An 18780-nucleotide genomic window follows, 5' to 3' on the forward strand; every position below is an offset into this window, starting at 1 on the left:
GTCAGGCCCCGTCGGTGATGGGCTTGCGAACCAGCACCAGATAGGCCAGTGCGCCCATCAGGGTTACGCAGGCACAAATCATCAGCGCCAGGCTGAAGGACTTCGTGGTGTCCAGTATCCAGCCGGTAATCACCGGAGCAAAGGACGCGAAGATAAAGCTGGCGAAGTTTTGAATGCTGCCTACGGAGGCTGTCATGCGCGCGGTCACGTTAGCGTGGATCAGGCCCCAGCATGAGGTCCCCGCAAAGTGAATACAAAACAGGGCCATGCCAATCAGGGTGACGGCGCTGGTGGTCTCAGTGGCGCGCGTGACGAAGGCGGTAAAACCCGCAGACAGAACCATGCCGCTGACAATGCACACCTTACGGGTTTTAACCGCATCCCAGCCGCGTTTCACTAACGCATCCACCACATAGCCGTTGAGCAACATGCCGGCTGCGCCAAACAGGAAAGGAATCGCCGCCAGTAAGCCTGTGCTCTTAAGATCAAGGTGATAGGTCGACTGCAGATAACCCGGCAGCCAGGCAATATACAGCCAGGCGGTGTAGTTAATGCCGCTGAAGCCAATCATCATGCCCCACATGGTGCGCTGCTTAAACAGGCCGCGCCATTCACGAAAGCTGATCGGCGCTTTACGCGATGCCACGCTGCCCGCCTGCAGATAATGGATCTCTTCCGCACTTAAGGTGTTGTTATCACGGTCGCGATAAGTCATGTACCAGCCGATCGCGAGGAAAATCCCTAAAATACCGATAGTCACAAACATGCCGCGCCAGCCCAGCAGCAGCATCATGGCCGCCAGGATCGGCGGCGCCACCGATAATCCGATCATCGAGGCGGCGTTAAACATCCCCATCGGCATCCCGCGATCTTTAATATTGAACCAGTCATTGATGACCTTTACGCCGCATGGATTCATGGGCGCTTCACCCATCCCGAGGCCAATGCGCACCAACACGAACTGAGTAAAGTTATGCACCAGTCCGGACGCGGCCTGGAAAAGTGACCAGATGAACATGCCCACGCCCAGCATAATACGTGGGCCTTTGCGGTCCAGCAGGGCGCCAGCGGGCAGTTGTGCCAGCCCGTAAGCCAGCGAAAATGCCGAGAGCAGCACGCCAATTTCCGTCGCGCTCAGCCCCATCTCCTCACGAATCGTCATATTGGCCACCGACAGCGAGCTGCGATCAAGGTAGTTAATGATGGCGGCAAGCAGCAGCAACAGCATGGCGGTAATCTGGACTTTACGGATGCGCGGCGAGCGCACGATATCACTGCGCAACGGCACAAACGCCTCATCAGGTGCAGCGGCGGCGGGCGAGGTTGAACGATCAATAACCGATCTGTTTTCCATGGCAATCTCCCTGAGCAGGCGATTTATCATTATTGTGAGCATTAAGGATGCCCGACGGCACAAAGCCGCCGGCGCGTTGCGATGAAGAGTAAGGGCGATAAAGCAGAGATGTTGTAAAGTTGTTTCAAAATCGTGCGAGAGCTAATGCTTTGCGGTTTTTAATCGGTTTTTAATTGTACTGATTAATGCTGCGGATCATGGATCGCTTGGCTGTGGCCAGATGACTGTGCAGGGCGCAAAGCGCATCCACATCCCGGCGACCGATTAACGCAGACAAAATCGCCATATGCTCCTCCAGGGCAACGATGTTGCGCTGCTTCAGATCGCTTTCATCCCACTGATAGTGCGAATGGAAAATAACGGAAATAATCTCCAGCGACTGATTAAAGAACGGGTTATTGGCGGCAGACAGAATCAGCGAGTGCAACTGCTTATCCAGCGCCGCAAAATGGCGATAGTTGCTGGCAATGGTCTCACGCATCGATCGGTGCCGATCCAGTAGATCGCGCGCCTGAATCCAGCGTTCATCGTCCATGGGCAAATTTAAAAAACGCGTCAGGGCATGGGTTTCCAGCATTTCACGTAGCTCAAACAGCTTTTCCGCATACGTCTGCGAAAACTTTTTCATCTGCCAGTGGCCGCGTTTGACCGGTTCCAGCAGGTTGTAGCGCATAAAATGCAGTAAGAATTCGCGCACGGCCACCGGGCTGACATTGGCCTGCTTTGCCAGTTGCAGCTCGCTGAAGGTATCGCCGGGCTGCAACTGTCGCTGATTGATCAGATCGAAAAAACGCTTTTCAACCAGACTGGCCTGTTGATCAATCGGCGGCATCACCGCGTTCAGGCTGTCCTGCGCCTCCGGCGCGCGCACAATAACCCAGCTGTCTTTGACTTTTTCCAGTACGCCTCGCTCATGCAGATAACTCAGCACATGACGCACGGTCGTGCGGCTGACCGTGAACATTTCGGCCAGGGCGGCCTGCGGTGGCAGCGGCGACTGAACGTGGCCCTGGGCGATGCTTTCCAGCATATGGTTGATGACGTTATGGCGTAAATTTTGGCTGCGGCTCATGCGGGGGCTCCGGTTTTTTATGCATTAAAAACCATTGAAGGCCCAAAAAAGCCGTTCTGGTTCACAAAGTGAGAAGAGGGGAATACGGTGCCGCAGCCAGATTCGCCATAACTGCGCTTTTGATAACCGGAGAGTGGCCATGACCACTATGAAAGCCTTAGTCATCGCAGAACCGCGTTCGCTGGTCTGGGCTACACGCCCTCAACCCCGGCCTGCCGCGACTGAAGCGCTGCTTAAAATCGTCAGCGCAGGCATTTGCGGCACCGACATTCATGCCTGGGCAGGAAACCAACCCTTTTTTAGCTATCCGCGTGTCCTCGGCCATGAACTCTGTGCGGAGGTGGTGGAGACAGGCGCTGCCGTTCACGATTTAGCCGCAGGACAGCGGGTGGCACTGATTCCCTATCTCTCCTGTTTTGAATGCGATGCCTGCCGCAGCGGTAAAACCAACTGCTGCGAAAACATTTCGGTGATGGGTGTCCATCAGGATGGCGGCTTTAGCGACTACCTTTGCGTACCGGCAGCTAACCTGCTGGTGGTGGACGATCTTGCGCCAGAAGCCGCAGCGCTCATTGAGCCTTTTGCCATCAGCGCCCACGCGGTGCGTCGAGCGGCGGTGGCGCAGGGCGAGCAGGTGCTGGTCGTGGGAGCGGGGCCGATCGGCCTGGGGGCTGCCGCCATTGCCGCTGCTAACGGCGCGCAGGTGGTGGTCGCGGATACCAGTGATTACCGCCGTCAGCACGTCAGCCAGCAGTTGGGCCTCTGTGCACTCAATCCGGCTGATGCGGCGTTTATAACCTCACTGCGAAACGAATTTGATGGCAGGCTGCCGTTGAAGGTGCTTGATGCCACAGGCAATCCTGCGGCGATGAACGCGGCCGTGAGCCTGATTCGCCATGGCGGAACAGTCGTGTATGTCGGTCTGCATAAAGGGGATTTGGTGATTCCTGACAGTGAGTTTCACAAGAAGGAGAGCACGATCATGGGTAGCCGTAACGCCACCCGTGAGGATTTTGATCGGGTGCGTGAACTCATGGCGGCCGGGACGTTACGTGCCGATATGATGCTCAACCGGCGTTTCGCGTTTTCGACGCTGGCAGAACACTTTGAGGCGCAGGTCATCAACAATCGAGCGTTAATTAAGGGCGTTATCGATTTTGATCGCTGAAGCCGGAGACAACGGGGTGCGCTGTCTCCGCACGCGCTACGCCGTTCCGGAGAGCGACTGGAAAAAGTGGCGACGCACGGCGTCGGCATCCACGCCCAATGCGATGCGTTGTCGGGGCAAATCGCGAAAAGGGTTGTGACGGGAAGCCAGCGTGCTGATCTGGCGCACCGTCTGACCACAGGCGATGCCTTCGGTAATCACCCGCAGTGGGCTTTCCACCAGCGTAAATGCCTCGGGCAAACACAGCCAGGATATCGTCAGCGTGTCATGCAACGCCATTCCCGCAAATCCTTCCTTCTCAAGACTGTACGCCAGATAAGGGCGGCAGATCGCCCGCAGGATCGGCTGTTGCAGTTGATCCACCTCATCGCTATTGATCAACACTTTATGGGTAACATCCAGCGGGATCAGCATAACCGGCAAGGCCGAGGACAGGACCTGATCCGCAGCATGAGGATCTTTCCAGATATTAAATTCACTGAACGGTGTCACATTCCCGCTGTGGCCATCGGTACCAAAGGCGCCGCCCATGATGACCAGTTCTTTGACCAGCGGGATAATATCCGGTGCCTGATTGATGGCGCTGGCGATATTGGTAAGGGGACCGATTGCCACCAGTGTAATGACGCCGGGATTAGCACGAACGCTGTCGATAATAAACTGCACGGCACCGGGCGCGTCGTCGCTAAACGGATTATCAAACGCATCCCCTAAACCGTCTTCACCATGCAGCCTGGCAGGTGCGCTCGGTTCCCGTGCCAGCGGACGGGCGCAGCCGCGGTACACCGGCACGTCAATCGCCATTTTCTGGCAAAAGAGCCGCGCATTTTTCACCGCCTGGCCCACGGCAACGTTGCCGAATACCGTGGTAATGCCCAGCAGATGTTGCGTCCGCGCGGCATAGGCCAGCGCAAAGGCATCATCCACGCCGATATCAGTATCAAAAATGACAGTGCGCACAGGATTCTCCAGAAAGCGTGAGCGCCTCACCCGGGGCGACAATCATTGTGCGGGCGCGGCAAGCGTAAAAGCCGTCATTTATTTAAGCGGAAAACGGAAAAAGGGGAAACCTGAATTCTCCCCCCTTTTAAGGCTACCCGCGTCGGGTTTTTAACGCTGCATGTCAGCCGCACATCACGGGCGCGCGCGTTCACATGGTCTGAGTTGCCAGTCAGAAAAAGGCATCGTATGATTGCCTGCGCAAGGTGATGGCGTTCCACCTTCCCCAACCGCCAGCAGGTTTCCCCTGCGGCTGATGACGCCTGACACTATCCTTTATCCTTTCGTGGGAGCGGGAGCGTCAGGTGCCGGTATTTGCTGACCCTCCACCGTCTTCTGCACAATGCCTGTTAACGGGAGTATAAGATGTTAAAACCGCTATTCGCTGTGATCGTGGGCGGCAGCGTAGGTTGTGTACTGCGTTGGTGGTTCGGTATGCGTTTCAATGCGTTTTTCCCCAATCTTCCACCGGGTACGTTGCTGGTGAATCTGATTGGCGGCTTTGTGATCGGGGGGGCCATGGCCTGGTTTATTAAAAATCCCCAGCTCGATCCCGCCTGGCGGTTACTGATCATTACAGGCTTATGTGGCGGGCTCACCACGTTTTCCACGTTTACCGCAGAATTAATGACCCTGTTGCAGTCCGGAAAATATCTCTGGGCGATGAGCAGCGCGCTGGTGCATGTCATTGGCTCGTTGCTGATGAGTTTTGCCGGTTTCGCGCTGATTAACCTGTTGGGTTAACGCCGCCGCGAAACCGGATGCCATCAGTCCTGCAGACACTGAGCGATGAAGCTGGCGGCGTGCAGGGCGCCCTCGGCTGAAATCGTGTGGCCAGTCTGTGGCTCAATCAATGCCTCGACCGGAACCGCCGCAGCTTTCAGGCGGGCCGCGGCTGACTCGCTTTCGCTGACGGGGATCACCGCATCAGCCCGGCCATGGATCAGCAGGGCTGGCGTATGCGCGAGTGGTGTCAGTGGGCCGTCAAAGGCCAGTCGGCCGGAAAATGCCACCACGCCCGCCAGGGGATAACGGCCAGAGGCCAGTAGATCTAGCGCCATGATCGAGCCCTGAGAAAAGCCCACCAGGATGACCTTCTCCCAGCATTCTGCCATATCATGCTGCGCCATCAGGTCACGCAGAACGCGGTCAAACGCCTCACGAGCTTCGCGAACCCGCCCTGAACGGTTTTCCGGCGTAATGCCCGCCAGACTGAACCACTGATAGCCCATGCCCTGTTCAAAAGCATAAGGCGCATCCGGTGAGGCAAAGACCACATCGGGTAACAAGGTTGCCCAATAGTCGCCGACAGGTGCCAGATCGTCGCCGTTACTGCCTACGCCGTGCAGAAAAATCACCAGTGCTTTTGCCATGCCGGTTCCTGTAAAAGTTGTGTTGTCTGACAGGTATTTGAACAGTTACACCGGTTAACGTCAAAATCAAACTGACCGCCGGGAAGGCCGCCTGTCGTACAGGGGAAGGCAAACATTACGTGCCGTCTCCCTTTCCCTGTAACGTAAAACCTGCTTGACTGAAACGTCACCGCTTGCCGTCTGGAGTTATGCATGTCGTTGTTTACCCTGAGCACGTTATCCGACATTCCCGCCGCTGAATGGGATGCGCTGCTGCCTGATGATCAGCCTTTTTTGCGCCATGCCTTTTTGCTGAGCCTTGAAGACAGCGGCAGCGTCAGGCCGGAACGGGGCTGGCAGCCAGCCCATCTGGTCTGGCGTGAGCAGGGTGAACTCTGCGCCGCGCTACCCGGCTACCAAAAAAGCCATTCACAGGGTGAATACGTGTTCGATCACGCCTGGGCCGATGCCTGTCAGCGAGCCGGTATCGCTTACTATCCGAAATGGCTCGGTGCCATTCCCTTCAGCCCGGTAACGGGCGCGCGCGTGCTGGGCAAATCCGATGCCGCTATCCGTCTGCTGTCGAGGCTGCCAGACTGGCTGGAGCGCCAGACGTTGAGTGGCGCGCATATCAATTTCACCGACTCTCACGCTAACGCGCTGCTGGCGGAACAACCCGACTGGCTGGCGCGGCTGGGCTGCCAGTATCACTGGCACAATCGCGGCTATCGCGACTTCCAGGACTTTCTGGATACGTTGATGTCACGCAAGCGCAAACAGCTGCGCAAGGAACGGGAGCAGGTCGCCCTGAACGGCTTTGAATTTGACTGGTATCGCGGCGATCAACTGCGTGAAGATCAATGGGATTTTGTGTACACCTGCTATGCTAACACGTACTCGGTGCGTGGTCAGCGTCCTTATCTGACGCGTGCCTTTTTTAGCTTACTGGCCGCGCGTCTGCCGGAAAACATTCGCGTCGTCATTGCCCGTTTGCAGCAGCAGCCCGCAGCGATGGCTTTTTACCTTAAAGACGGGGAAAGCCTGTATGGCCGCTACTGGGGCTGCCTGGCGGAATTTAACCAGCTTCACTTCGAAACCTGTTTTTATCAGGGGATGGATTTCGCCATCGCCGAAGGCCTGCAACGCTTCGATGCGGGCGCGCAGGGCGAACACAAGCTGGTGCGTGGTTTCGAACCGCAGATTACCCACTCCTGGCACTACCTGTGTCACCCCGGCCTGCGCGCCGCCGTTGACGATTTTTTGCAGCAGGAGCGGCAGGGCGTTCACCTGTGGGCCGAGGAAGCCCGGGACGCCTTGCCCTACCGACGCGGCGACTAGTCCGCCCCGACAAACCCGCCGGTCTGGTGTTGCCAGAGCCGGGCATACAGGCCATTTTGTGCCAGCAGTTCCTGGTGGCTACCGATTTCGACAATCTGGCCGTGTTCCAGCACCACCAGCCGGTCCATTTTTGCAATCGTGGACAGACGGTGAGCGATGGCAATCACCGTTTTCCCCTGCATCAACGACTCCAGGCTTTCCTGAATCGCCGCTTCCACCTCTGAATCAAGGGCGGAAGTGGCTTCATCCATGATCAGAACCGGCGCGTTTTTCAGCAACACGCGCGCAATGGCTATACGCTGACGCTGCCCGCCAGACAGTTTTACGCCGCGCTCACCGACATGCGCATCCAGCCCTGTCCGGCCCTGGGAATCCGACAGCAGCGGGATAAATTCGTCGGCGCGGGCGCGACGGATAGCCAGTTGCAGTTCTTCCTCGCTGGCATGGGGCCGGCCATAGAGCAGATTTTCGCGGATAGAGCGGTGCAGCAGCGAGGTATCCTGGGTGATCATGCCAATCTGGCTGCGCAGGCTTTCCTGCGTCACCTCGGCAATACACTGACCGTCAATCAGGATGCGCCCGCCGTTCAGGTCGTAAAGACGCAACAGCAGATTGACCAGCGTTGATTTTCCGGCACCGGAAGGTCCAATCAGGCCAATCTTTTCTCCCGGTTTAATGGTCAGGTTCAGGCCATTAATCACCTGCCGCTCGCCACCATAGTTAAAACGGATGTTGTCGAAGCGAATCTCCCCCTGCGTCACCCTGAGCTGTTTTGCCTGGGGCGCATCCTGCACGCTAAGCGGTTGGGAAATGGTGTTCAGTCCGTCCTGCACCATGCCGATATTTTCAAAAATGCCGTTCACCACCCACATCACCCAACCGGACATATTAACAAGACGGATAACCAGGCCGGTCGCCAGGGCAATGGCACCGACGCTAATCAGCGATGCGCTCCACAGCCACAGCGCCAGGCCGGACGTGGCAACAATCAGAACGCCGTTGAGCGTCGACAGCGTCAAATCCATGCTGGTTACCATGCGGTTAGCCTGCTGCGTTTTGTCTGTCTGCTCCTGAATCGCCTCACGTGCGTACTGCCGCTCCAGGTCGCTATGGGCGAACAGCTTGATGGTAGCTATATTGGTGTAACCATCCACAATCGTGCCCATGAGTTTCGAGCGCGCTTCTGAGGACACCACGGAACGGGCCTTTACGCGCGGCACAAAATAGCGCAGCGCCGCGCTGTAAAGCACAATCCAGATAATGAGCGGAATCATCAAACGCCAGTCCGCTTCGGCGAACAGCACCAGCGCCGTCGCGGCGTAGATCAGCACATGCCAGATGGCATCGACCAACTGCACCGCAGAATCGCGGAGCGAGTTACCGGTTTGCAAAATGCGTTGCGCAATCCGGCCCGCAAAATCGTTCTGGAAAAAATTCATGCTCTGACGCAGAACGTAGTTGTGGTGCTGCCAGCGAATCATGCTGGTCATGCCGGGATTAATGCTCTGGTGAACCAGCATATCGTGCAGCGCAATAAACACCGGCCGCAGTATCAGGGCGACGCAGCCCATCCAGAGTAAGGTTGGCCAGTTATCGTGGAACAGCGTAGCCGGGGTGGAATGGTTAACCAGATCAATGATGCGGCTCAGATAACTGAACAGCGCCACCTCAATGAGCGCGCCCACCAGCCCCACCACCAGCAGTGCTGCGAAGCTCGGCCACACCTGGCGCAGGTAGTAAAAATAAAAAGGCCAGACCCGTGAGGGCGGCATATCGGTGGGGGCATCCTGAAAAATATTGATAAAACGTTCGAAACGACGATACAACATACAGTTACTCTTTCCGTTCGATAAGAATTACAGCTTAGTGCATGTGTACGTCCGATTAAAAAAAGGATTCTCTATGGATATCACTCTGCGCGGCCGTGAACCACATGATGCAGCGGCTTACCAACGTCTTTACGGCCATCCGGCGGTTTTCCCCTGGACGCTGCAATTGCCGTTTCCCAGCGTCGCCACCTGGGAAAAGAAATTCGCAAAAATGGATGCCGAGGGCTTCATCAATTTTGTTGCCGAAGTAGACGGCGAAATGGTTGGTGAGCTGACCTTGTTTACAAATCATAATCCGCGTACGCGTCACTGCATCAGCTTCGGCATCGGTGTCAATCCGGCGTTCTCAGGGCGCGGCATTGGCGAGCTGTTGATCCGCACGGCAATGGATTATGCACGTAACTGGCTGGGCATCACCCGCATGGAGCTTGAGGTGTTTCATGACAATCATCGGGCGCTGGCGCTGTATGAAAGGCTGGGTTTTGAGCGCGAAGGGGTGCGTCGTCAGGCATCCTTACGTGAAGGTAAACTTCATGATGTGGTGATGATGGCCAAACTGCTCAACGTGGCGTAACGACCGCGCATTGCCCGTTTTTGCGCGCGGCGTTAAGGTCAAAAGTCGCGCAACATGTTTAAACGTTGTTCTGTGCCACAGTTCGCACAAAATGCCCTGCATAAAACCCATCGCCTGCCGATATGACGGTATCACCCACTGATGCTCTGGAGGGCGATTGTGATAAAACTAATAACGATCGACGAACTGAAAACGGGCATGTTCGTCCACAAACTTGAGGTCTGGTGGTTTAAAGACAAACGTATTCGTAATCAGATGCTGATCACCGATCCGCAGCAGGTTGCGATGTTCCGGCGTGAAGGTATTCAGCGGTTATGGATTGATGAAGAGAAATCGATTTCATCACCACCTCCTGAGCCAGTCCATACCGCACCCTGCCAGCAGGCTCCCTTTACGCAGGAACGTGAACAGGCACAGCAGCTATTTGAACAAGGCAAAATCAAGGTCCTGGCGCTGTTTAACGAAGCGCGAATGGGTTGCGGCCTCGATCTGAGCAGTATGATTGATATTGTGGATAAAATAGCCGGTTCGATTGAGCGCGAGCCCAGCGCACTTCTGCGCGTGGCACAACTGAAAGATCACGATAATTACACCTACCTGCACTCCATGGCGGTCTGCGGCTTGATGATCGCCCTGGGTAAAAAGCTCGGCCTGGATGCGCATCAACTTCAGCGCGTTGGCATGGGAGGGTTGTTACATGACATTGGCAAAGCGGCCGTACCGCTCAGTATCCTGAATAAACCGGATAAGCTGAGCGACGACGAGTTTGCCATCATGTGCGAGCATCCGATAGCGGGTGCACAGATGCTGATGGAAGCGAACGCAGGGGATGACCTGGTCGATATTGCCCTGCATCATCATGAAAAATATGACGGCAGCGGTTATCCCTACCGTCATAAAGGCCATGAGATTAGCGTCTATTCCCGTATGGCCACCATTTGTGATGTGTACGATGCCCTGACCTCAACGCGTCCTTACCGCGAGGGCTGGACACCCGCACAGGCTTTACAGTCGATGCTGGCCTGGCGCGGGCATTTTGACACAACGCTGCTGCATGCGTTCGTTACGACAATCGGTCTGTATCCGGTGGGGTCGCTGGTGCGGCTGGCATCGGGACGTATTGCACTGGTGGTCAAGGCGGGCGAACAATCGCTTCAGAAGCCGCGCGTACATGTTTTCTGGTCGTTGCACGCTAAGCGCCCCGTCAGACCAGAAGTGGTCGATCTGGGGGACAGTTTTTGCACGGACAGCATTGTCTGCTCGGAGAGTCTCGCGGCCTGGCCAACGATCGACCTCAACCGGGTCTGGTTGCTGGACGTTGCCTGAGCCAACGTCGCCATTTTTATACCTTTTTTACAGCGTGCCAGTGCTTTTTAACCCTTTCTTTATGTGACTCAGCGCAAGCTATTCAGCAAATCCAAACCTCTGGAGGTTGCTGTGAGTGCAGGCGTGATAACCGGCATTGTGCTGGTCGTGTTGTTGCTGGGCTATTTAGTGTATGCCCTGTTGAATGCGGAGGCCTTCTGATGGCGGCCAATGCATTTTTACTGATCGCGGTGTATCTGCTGGTGCTGATGGTGTTGGCACAGCCGCTGGGACGTGGTCTGGCAGCGCTGGTGGCGGACAAACCCCTTTTTACCCGTGCCGAAGCGCTGTTTTGGCGCGTCGCCGGGGTACAGCAAGGCGATATGCGCTGGCCGCAATACCTGCTGGCCATTGTGCTGTTCAACCTGTTCGGCCTGATCCTCCTGCTGGCTATACTGCTGCTTCAGGACAAGCTCCCGCTCAATCCACAACATTTTCCGGCCTTGAGCTGGGATCTGGCGCTTAACACCGCGATTAGCTTCGTCACTAACACCAACTGGCAAGCTTATTCAGGCGAGAGCACCCTGAGCTATTTCAGCCAGATGGTGGGCCTGACCGTGCAGAACTTTTTCTCTGCCGCGACCGGTATCGCTGTCGCCTTTGCCCTGATTCGGGGCTTTGCGAATCGCTCGATTGCAACCCTGGGTAACGCCTGGCGCGATCTGACGCGCGTGACGCTTTACGTGTTATTGCCCGTCAGTCTGCTGATGGCGCTGTTTTTTGTCAGCCAGGGCAGCATTCAGAACGTCCTGCCTTATCAGACGATTACCGGCCTGGATGGGGCGCAGCAAACGCTGGCAATGGGCCCGGTGGCCTCGCAGGAAGCCATCAAAATGCTGGGCACCAACGGCGGCGGCTTTTTTAACGCGAACTCTGCTCACCCGTTTGAAAACCCCACCGCGCTGACCAACTTCGTGCAGATGCTCAGTATCTTCCTGATACCGGCCGCGCTGTGCTTTGCCTTTGGCGAATGTGTGAAAGACCGTCGTCAGGGCAACATGCTGCTGTGGTCAATGACGCTGATGTTTGTTGTGGCGGCGGCCTTCGTGATGTGGGCGGAAGTGAACGGGAATCCGCACTTCCTGACGCTGGGCGCGGACAGCGCCATCAATATGGAAGGAAAAGAAACGCGCTTTGGCATTCTCAATTCCAGCCTGTTTGCGGTTATCACGACCGCCGCGTCCTGTGGTGCGGTGAATGCGATGCATGACTCGTTCACGGCCCTGGGCGGCATGGTACCTATGTTGCTGATGCAACTGGGCGAAGTGATCTTCGGCGGTGTCGGTGCGGGCCTGTATGGGATGTTGCTGTTCGTGTTGCTGGCGGTGTTTATCGCCGGACTGATGATTGGCCGTACTCCCGAGTTTCTCGGCAAAAAAATTGAAGTCTGGGAAATGAAAATGACCGCCCTTGCCATTCTGGTGACGCCCGCGCTGGTGCTGATCGGTACAGCCATCGCCATGATGACCGACGCTGGCCGGGCCGGTATGGCTAACCCAGGCACCCACGGCTTCAGTGAAGTGTTATACGCCGTATCGTCGGCCGCCAACAACAACGGCAGTGCCTTTGCCGGTCTGAGCGCGAACACGCCGTTCTGGAACGTTTTGCTGGCCATCTGCATGTTCCTGGGGCGCTTTGGCATCATCCTGCCGGTAATGGCGATTGCTGGTTCTATGGCCGGTAAAAAAATTCAGCCGGTCGGTAACGGGACGCTGCCAACGCATGGTCCGCTGTTTATCGCGTTGTTGGTGGGCACCGTCCTGCTGGTGGGCGCACTGACCTTTATCCCCGCTCTGGCTCTGGGTCCGGTAGCCGAGCATCTGCAACTTATTCAGGGACATTAATCATGAGTCGTCAACAACAGGTGTTTGACGCAGCGCTCTTGCGCACTTCAGCAATCGATGCCGTGAAAAAACTCGACCCACGCGTTCAGTTTCGTAATCCGGTGATGTTTGTCGTCTACCTGGGCAGTCTCCTGACCACGGTACTGGCGGTGCTGATGTCTACTGGCTATCAGAGCGGCAGCGCCAGTTTTACCGGCGCGGTGTCTGTCTGGCTGTGGTTTACCGTGCTGTTTGCGAACATGGCAGAAGCGCTGGCCGAAGGGCGCAGTAAAGCCCAGGCGAACAGCCTGAAAGGCGTCAAAAAAACCAGCTTTGCGAAAAAACTGTCGGCTGCGCATTACGGTGCAAAATGGCAGCAGATTGCGGCCGATGAGCTGCGCAAAGGGGATGCGGTATTAGTGGAAGCGGGTGACGTTATCCCGTGCGATGGTGAGGTGGTCGAAGGGGGCGCATCGGTTGATGAAAGTGCCATCACCGGGGAATCCGCACCGGTGATTCGTGAATCGGGCGGTGACTTTGCCTCGGTAACCGGCGGGACGCGTATTCTGTCCGACTGGCTGGTCATCACCTGTAGTGCAAACCCCGGCGAAACCTTCCTGGATCGCATGATCGCGATGGTGGAAGGAGCACAGCGCCGTAAAACGCCCAATGAAATCGCCCTGACGATTCTGCTGGTGTCCCTGACGATTGTGTTTCTGTTAGCTACCGTCACGCTGTGGCCGTTCTCCGCCTGGGGCGGTACGCCGGTGACCATCACCGTGCTGGTTGCGTTACTGGTGTGCCTGATCCCTACCACGATTGGTGGTTTACTCTCCGCCATCGGCGTCGCGGGGATGAGCCGAATGCTGGGGGCAAACGTGATTGCCACCAGTGGTCGTGCTGTCGAAGCGGCCGGGGATGTGGACGTGCTGATGCTGGACAAAACCGGCACCATCACACTGGGTAACCGCCAGGCGACCCAGTTTTTACCGGCCCCCGGCGTCACAGAAGAACAGCTTGCCGATGCCGCCCAGTTGGCCTCGCTGGCGGATGAAACGCCGGAAGGTCGCAGTATCGTGGTCCTGGCGAAGCAAAAATTTAATCTGCGTGAGCGGGACCTGAGCAGCATGGGAGCCAGTTTTATTCCCTTCTCAGCCCAGACGCGCATGAGTGGTGTGAACGTGCAGAACCGCCTGATTCGTAAAGGGGCGGTCGATGCGGTGCGCCGTCATATTGAAGCCAGTCACGGTGCGTTCCCGGCAGAAGTAAACGCCCGGGTGGAAGAGGTTGCCCGTGCGGGCGGCACCCCGCTGGTGGTCGCTGAAGGCCCGAAAGTGCTGGGCGTGGTCGCGCTGAAAGATATCGTCAAGGGCGGGATCAAAGAGCGCTTTGCCGAACTGCGCAAAATGGGCATTAAAACCGTGATGATTACCGGTGATAACCCGCTGACCGCCGCCGCGATTGCAGCCGAAGCGGGCGTGGATGACTTTTTGTCGGAAGCGACACCCGAAGCCAAACTGGCGCTGATCCGTCAGTATCAGGCCGAAGGCCGCCTGGTGGCGATGACCGGTGACGGCACCAACGATGCGCCTGCGCTGGCGCAGGCCGATGTCGCGGTCGCGATGAACTCGGGGACGCAGGCCGCAAAAGAGGCAGGCAACATGGTCGATCTGGATTCCAACCCGACCAAGCTGCTGGAAGTGGTCCATATCGGTAAACAGATGTTGATGACGCGCGGATCGTTAACCACGTTCAGTATCGCCAACGACGTAGCCAAATACTTCGCCATTATTCCGGCGGCGTTTGCGGCTACGTATCCTCAGCTCAATATGCTCAACGTGATGGAGCTGCACTCACCGTCCTCCGCGATTCTGTCGGCAGTGATTTTTAATGCCCTGGTAATCGTCTTCCTGATTCCGCTGGCCTTAAAAGGCGTGAGCTACCGGCCATTAAGCGCCGCATCACTGCTGCGCCGTAATTTGCTGATTTATGGATTAGGTGGACTGCTGGTGCCGTTTATCGGTATCAAAGCGATCGATATGTTGCTTGTGCTGTTTGGTATGGCCTGAGGAGAATAAAATGAGTCAGTTACGTCCGGCAATTTTTCTGCTGCTGCTGCTAACGGTTGTATGTGGCGTAGTTTATCCTTTGCTCACGACCGGGTTGGCGCAGTGGCTGTTTCCCTGGCAGGCTAACGGATCGCTGTTAAAGGTAGAAGGTGAAGAACGGGGCTCTGCACTGATTGGGCAGGCTTTTAGCCAGCCTGGCGAGTTTTGGGGCCGTCCTTCTGCCACCGGCGACAAACCGTATAATCCCCTGGCATCCAGTGGCAGTAACCTGGCCGCGAGTAATCCGGCACTCGACAAAGCGGTGGCTGAACGCGTTGCCGCGTTACGTGCAGCCAATCCGCAGGCCAATGGGCCGGTGCCGGTGGATCTGGTGACCAGTTCAGCCAGTGGGCTTGATCCAGAGATTTCGCCACAGGCAGCGCTGTGGCAGGCACCGCGCGTGGCGGCGGCCCGTCAGCTGCCGCTGGCGAAAGTGGATGCGCTGGTGGACAGCCTGACCCAACGTCCGCTGCTCCCATTTATCGGCGAACCCACGGTGAATGTGCTGCAACTCAATCTGGCGCTGAACGATCTTAAATAAGTAAAAGGACGCTATGAATCACGAACCGCTGCGCCCCGATCCGGATGCGCTGTTACAGGCCAACAGTGACAGCCATCGCGGTAAGCTCAAGATCTATTTTGGTGCCTGTGCGGGGGTAGGGAAAACCTACGCCATGCTGCAGGAGGCGCAGCGGCTCCGTGCCCAGGGACTCGACGTGCTGGTCGGCGTGGTGGAAACCCACGAGCGGCCGGAAACGGCCCAGCTTCTTAACGGACTGGTGGTGCTGCCGCGTCGCGCTACCGGCCGATCCCGCCATGCTGAATTCGATCTGGATGCCGCGCTGGCACGTCATCCGGCGGTCATCCTGATGGATGAACTGGCTCATACCAACGTGAAAGGCTCGCGACATCCCAAACGCTGGCAGGATATTGAAGAACTGCTGGATGCGGGCATCGATGTGCTGACCACAGTGAACGTTCAGCACCTGGAAAGCCTGAATGATGTGGTCGGCGGCGTTACCGGCATTCAGGTGCGTGAAACCGTACCAGACCCGTTTTTTGACAGCGCCGATGAAGTGGTGCTGGTGGATCTGCCGCCTGACGATCTCCGGCAACGCCTGAAAGAGGGCAAGGTCTACATTGGCGATCGCGCCGAGCGGGCCATCGAAAATTTCTTCCGCAAAGGCAATCTGTTTGCGCTTCGTGAGCTGGCACTGCGCCGCACGGCCGATCGGGTAGACGACCAGATGCGCGCCTGGCGCGACAGCCAGGGACGGGACAAGGTCTGGCACACGCGCGACGCGATTTTGCTCTGTATCGGAGACGATACGGGCAGCGAGAAACTGGTTCGTACGGCGGCACGGCTGGCCGCCCGGCTCGGCAGCGAATGGCATGCTGTCTATGTTGAAACGCCGCGCCTCAACCGCTTACCGGAGGCCCGTCGCCGCGCCATTTTGCGGACGCTCAAACTGGCGCAGGAGATGGGCGCGGAAACGGCAACGCTCTCCGATCCCGACGACGCTCAGGCGGTGCTGCGCTACGCGCGGGAACACGATCTGGGCAAGATTGTGACCGGACGGCGTCCCGTGCGACGCTGGCGACGCGACAGTTTTGCTGAGCGGCTGGGGCAACTGGGCCCGGATCTGGATTTGCTGGTAGTGGCACTCAATGAGCCCATGCAGGATGCGCCGCATCCTTTAGCCAGCGACCGGGTTAACAGCGACAAATGGCGCATGCAGTTGCGCGGCGTCATGATGGCGCTGGTGCTGTGTATTCTGGTCACCGCCGCCGGACAATCGGTGCTGATCAGCTTTGATCCGGCCAACTGCGTGATGATCTACCTGCTGGCGGTGGTGATCGTGGCCCTGCGTTATGGCCGATGGCCATCCGTGATCGCCACGGTCATCAACATTATTGCCTTTGATCTGTTTTTTGTGGCACCGAAAGGCACGATTGCCGTCTCCGATTTACAGTACCTGGTGACCTTTGGCGTGATGCTGGCGGTCGGCGTGATCGTGGGTAACCTGACGGCGGGCGTGCGCTACCAGGCACGCGTCGCGCGTTATCGCGAACAGCGCACCCGGCAACTGTATGAAATGGCTAAATCGTTGGGCAGCGGTCTGACACCCGAGGATATCGCGGCCACCAGTCAGCGCGTGCTCGACGCCACATTGCAGGCCCGATCTCTGCTGCTGCTGCCGGATGAGCAGGGCGAGCTGCAAACCCTGGGCAACGCGCTGCCGGGAAATGAACCGGACTGGGCTATCGCCAAATGGAGCTACAGCAAAGGTCAGCCAGCCGGCGCAGGCACAGACACGTTACCGGCCGTGCCCTACCAGATTCTGCCGCTGAAGGTAGGAGAATCCTGTCGCGGGCTGTTGGTCGTCGAGCCAGAAAACGTGCGCCAGCTGATGATTCCCGAACAGCAGCGGCTGTTAGAAACCTTCACCGTCCTGATTGCGAACGCGCTGGAACGTCTGGCGCTGTCGCAGAGTGAAGCGGCTTCGCGGCTGGCCGCCGAGCGTGAACAGTTACGCAATGCCCTGTTGTCGGCGCTGTCTCACGATTTACGCACGCCCTTAACCGTGCTGTTTGGTCAGGCGGAAATGCTGATGCTCGACCTGGCCAGTGATAATTCAAAGTATGTGCCCCAGGCCAGCCAGATTCGCGAACAGACCCTGAGCACGATTCGTCTGGTCAGCAATATGCTGGATATGGCGCGTATTCAGTCCGGCGGTCTGAATTTACGGGAAGAGTGGCTGGCTCTCGAAGAGGTGATCGGCGGGGCGCTCAGTAGCATGGCACCGTCGCTGAAAGGAAAGGCGGTCGAACTCGATCTGCCTGCGGATATCGTCCTGATTAAGGGAGACAGCACCTTGCTGGAGCGGGTGTTTACCAACCTGATCGAAAACAGCCTCAAATACGCCGGTAACTGCGCGCCGCGCGGGATCCGCGCCTGGTGTGATCATGCCCGCCTGGAAATTGCCGTCTGGGATGGCGGTCCGGGCATCGCGGAACAGGACATGACCCGTATTTTTGATAAGTTTTCGCGTGGCGACAAAGAGTCGGCCGTGCCTGGCGTCGGACTGGGACTGGCCATTTGTAAAACCATCATTGAGAGTCACGGCGGTCAGATCTGGGCGGAAAATCGCCCGGAAGGTGGGGCCTGTTTCCGCCTTTCTTTACCCTTGCCGCCCGCACCTGAAATTTCTCCTGAAGGGCTGAAATAACTTCACAGATGATCGGTTATAATGCGCGACTTTACTGCTTATGACTGGGAAATTATGGAACGTTTTACCGAAAACCTGATGTATGCATCGCGCTGGCTGTTGGCTCCCGTTTACATTGGACTTTCGCTGGGATTACTGGCACTGACCATCAAATTTTTCCAGGAAATTGTTCACCTGTTGCCCAACATTTTTAGCATTGCAGAAAACGATCTGATCCTGCTGTTGCTGTCACTGGTGGACATGACGCTGGTCGGCGGGCTGCTCGTGATGGTGATGCTGTCTGGCTATGAAAACTTTGTCTCCAAACTCGATATTGATGAGGGTAAAGAGAAGCTGAGCTGGCTGGGTAAGATGGATTCCGGCTCGCTGAAAAACAAAGTGGCGGCGTCGATTGTGGCTATCTCCTCCATCCACCTGCTGCGGGTGTTTATGGACGCGCGCAATGTCGAAAACGATAAGCTGATGTGGTACGTGATCATCCATCTGACCTTCGTTTTGTCGGCCTTCGTGATGGGCTGGCTGGACAGCATGTCGCGGGCAGAGAAGAAAAACGTGTAACCGACGGCAC

The 18780-nt window shown here is 57.0% G+C and carries 16 protein-coding genes and 1 riboswitch; of the genes, 11 read left to right on the forward strand and 5 right to left on the reverse strand.

Annotation, left to right across the window (positions count from 1 at the left end; genetic code table 11):
* Position 1: 1 nt before the first annotated feature.
* Together C1N58_RS18535 and C1N58_RS18540 are read right to left on the reverse strand one after the other, a co-directional pair.
* A complete protein-coding gene (locus tag C1N58_RS18535) occupies positions 2-1354 on the reverse strand; it encodes an MFS transporter (protein WP_006121144.1) in 1353 nt (450 codons plus the stop codon).
* A gap of 169 nt (positions 1355-1523) precedes the next feature.
* Positions 1524-2426, reverse strand: coding sequence for a GntR family transcriptional regulator (locus tag C1N58_RS18540; RefSeq protein ID WP_054632905.1), 903 nt, complete (start codon positions 2424-2426; stop codon positions 1524-1526).
* A gap of 139 nt (positions 2427-2565) precedes the next feature.
* Between C1N58_RS18540 and C1N58_RS18545 the strand changes: the two genes are divergently transcribed.
* Complete coding sequence (locus C1N58_RS18545; RefSeq protein WP_006121142.1) at positions 2566-3594, forward strand: zinc-binding alcohol dehydrogenase family protein; 1029 nt, start codon at positions 2566-2568, stop codon at positions 3592-3594.
* Positions 3595-3630: 36 nt separating this feature from the next.
* Here the strand turns inward: C1N58_RS18545 and C1N58_RS18550 are convergent, their stop codons facing one another.
* The gene (locus C1N58_RS18550; RefSeq protein ID WP_054632907.1) at positions 3631-4554 is read right to left on the reverse strand and encodes a nucleoside hydrolase; all 924 of its coding nucleotides are present in this window, start codon (positions 4552-4554) and stop codon (positions 3631-3633) included.
* Positions 4555-4789: 235 nt separating this feature from the next.
* A riboswitch (Fluoride riboswitch) is annotated at positions 4790-4866 on the forward strand.
* A 93-nt stretch (positions 4867-4959) separates the two neighbouring features.
* Between C1N58_RS18550 and crcB the strand changes: the two genes are divergently transcribed.
* Complete coding sequence (crcB, locus tag C1N58_RS18555) at positions 4960-5337, forward strand: fluoride efflux transporter CrcB (RefSeq protein WP_006121140.1); 378 nt, start codon at positions 4960-4962, stop codon at positions 5335-5337.
* Positions 5338-5360: 23 nt separating this feature from the next.
* Here crcB and C1N58_RS18560 read toward each other — a convergent pair whose 3' ends face one another.
* Complete coding sequence (locus tag C1N58_RS18560; RefSeq protein WP_325992865.1) at positions 5361-5966, reverse strand: alpha/beta hydrolase; 606 nt, start codon at positions 5964-5966, stop codon at positions 5361-5363.
* 192 nt (positions 5967-6158) lie between these two features.
* On the opposite strand from C1N58_RS18560, the gene C1N58_RS18565 reads away from it, so the two are divergent.
* On the forward strand, positions 6159-7283 hold the full coding sequence (locus C1N58_RS18565; protein WP_394564401.1) for a GNAT family N-acetyltransferase: 1125 nt from the start codon (positions 6159-6161) through the stop codon (positions 7281-7283).
* Here the strand turns inward: C1N58_RS18565 and C1N58_RS18570 are convergent.
* A complete protein-coding gene (locus C1N58_RS18570) occupies positions 7280-9112 on the reverse strand; it encodes an ABC transporter ATP-binding protein (protein ID WP_394550201.1) in 1833 nt (610 codons plus the stop codon). The genes C1N58_RS18565 and C1N58_RS18570 overlap by 4 nt on opposite strands.
* Before the next feature lie 73 nt (positions 9113-9185).
* Between C1N58_RS18570 and C1N58_RS18575 the strand changes: the two genes are divergently transcribed.
* The 8 genes from C1N58_RS18575 to C1N58_RS18610 all read left to right on the forward strand — a co-directional run bounded on the left by C1N58_RS18575 (position 9186) and on the right by C1N58_RS18610 (position 18770).
* Positions 9186-9686 (forward strand): GNAT family N-acetyltransferase, encoded by a 501-nt coding sequence (locus C1N58_RS18575; protein WP_006121137.1) that lies wholly within the window; start codon positions 9186-9188, stop codon positions 9684-9686.
* Positions 9687-9845: 159 nt separating this feature from the next.
* Positions 9846-11012, forward strand: coding sequence for an HD-GYP domain-containing protein (locus C1N58_RS18580; RefSeq protein WP_039342807.1), 1167 nt, complete (start codon positions 9846-9848; stop codon positions 11010-11012).
* 111 nt (positions 11013-11123) lie between these two features.
* A complete protein-coding gene (gene kdpF, locus C1N58_RS18585; protein ID WP_033738296.1) occupies positions 11124-11213 on the forward strand; it encodes a K(+)-transporting ATPase subunit F in 90 nt (29 codons plus the stop codon).
* Positions 11213-12895, forward strand: coding sequence for a potassium-transporting ATPase subunit KdpA (gene kdpA, locus C1N58_RS18590; protein ID WP_033738293.1), 1683 nt, complete (start codon positions 11213-11215; stop codon positions 12893-12895). The genes kdpF and kdpA overlap by 1 nt, the downstream gene beginning before the upstream one ends.
* Positions 12896-12897: 2 nt before the next feature.
* Positions 12898-14943, forward strand: coding sequence for a potassium-transporting ATPase subunit KdpB (kdpB, locus tag C1N58_RS18595; RefSeq protein ID WP_033738291.1), 2046 nt, complete (start codon positions 12898-12900; stop codon positions 14941-14943).
* Between the two features lie 10 nt (positions 14944-14953).
* Positions 14954-15523, forward strand: coding sequence for a potassium-transporting ATPase subunit KdpC (kdpC, locus tag C1N58_RS18600; RefSeq protein WP_006121133.1), 570 nt, complete (start codon positions 14954-14956; stop codon positions 15521-15523).
* 13 nt (positions 15524-15536) lie between these two features.
* Positions 15537-18212, forward strand: coding sequence for a two-component system sensor histidine kinase KdpD (gene kdpD, locus C1N58_RS18605; protein WP_054632914.1), 2676 nt, complete (start codon positions 15537-15539; stop codon positions 18210-18212).
* 54 nt (positions 18213-18266) lie between these two features.
* Positions 18267-18770: a TIGR00645 family protein gene (locus C1N58_RS18610; protein ID WP_006121131.1), complete on the forward strand. Its 504-nt coding sequence runs from the start codon at positions 18267-18269 to the stop codon at positions 18768-18770.
* Positions 18771-18780: the final 10 nt, after the last annotated feature.

Source organism: Pantoea sp. SGAir0180 (genome assembly GCF_043546245.1).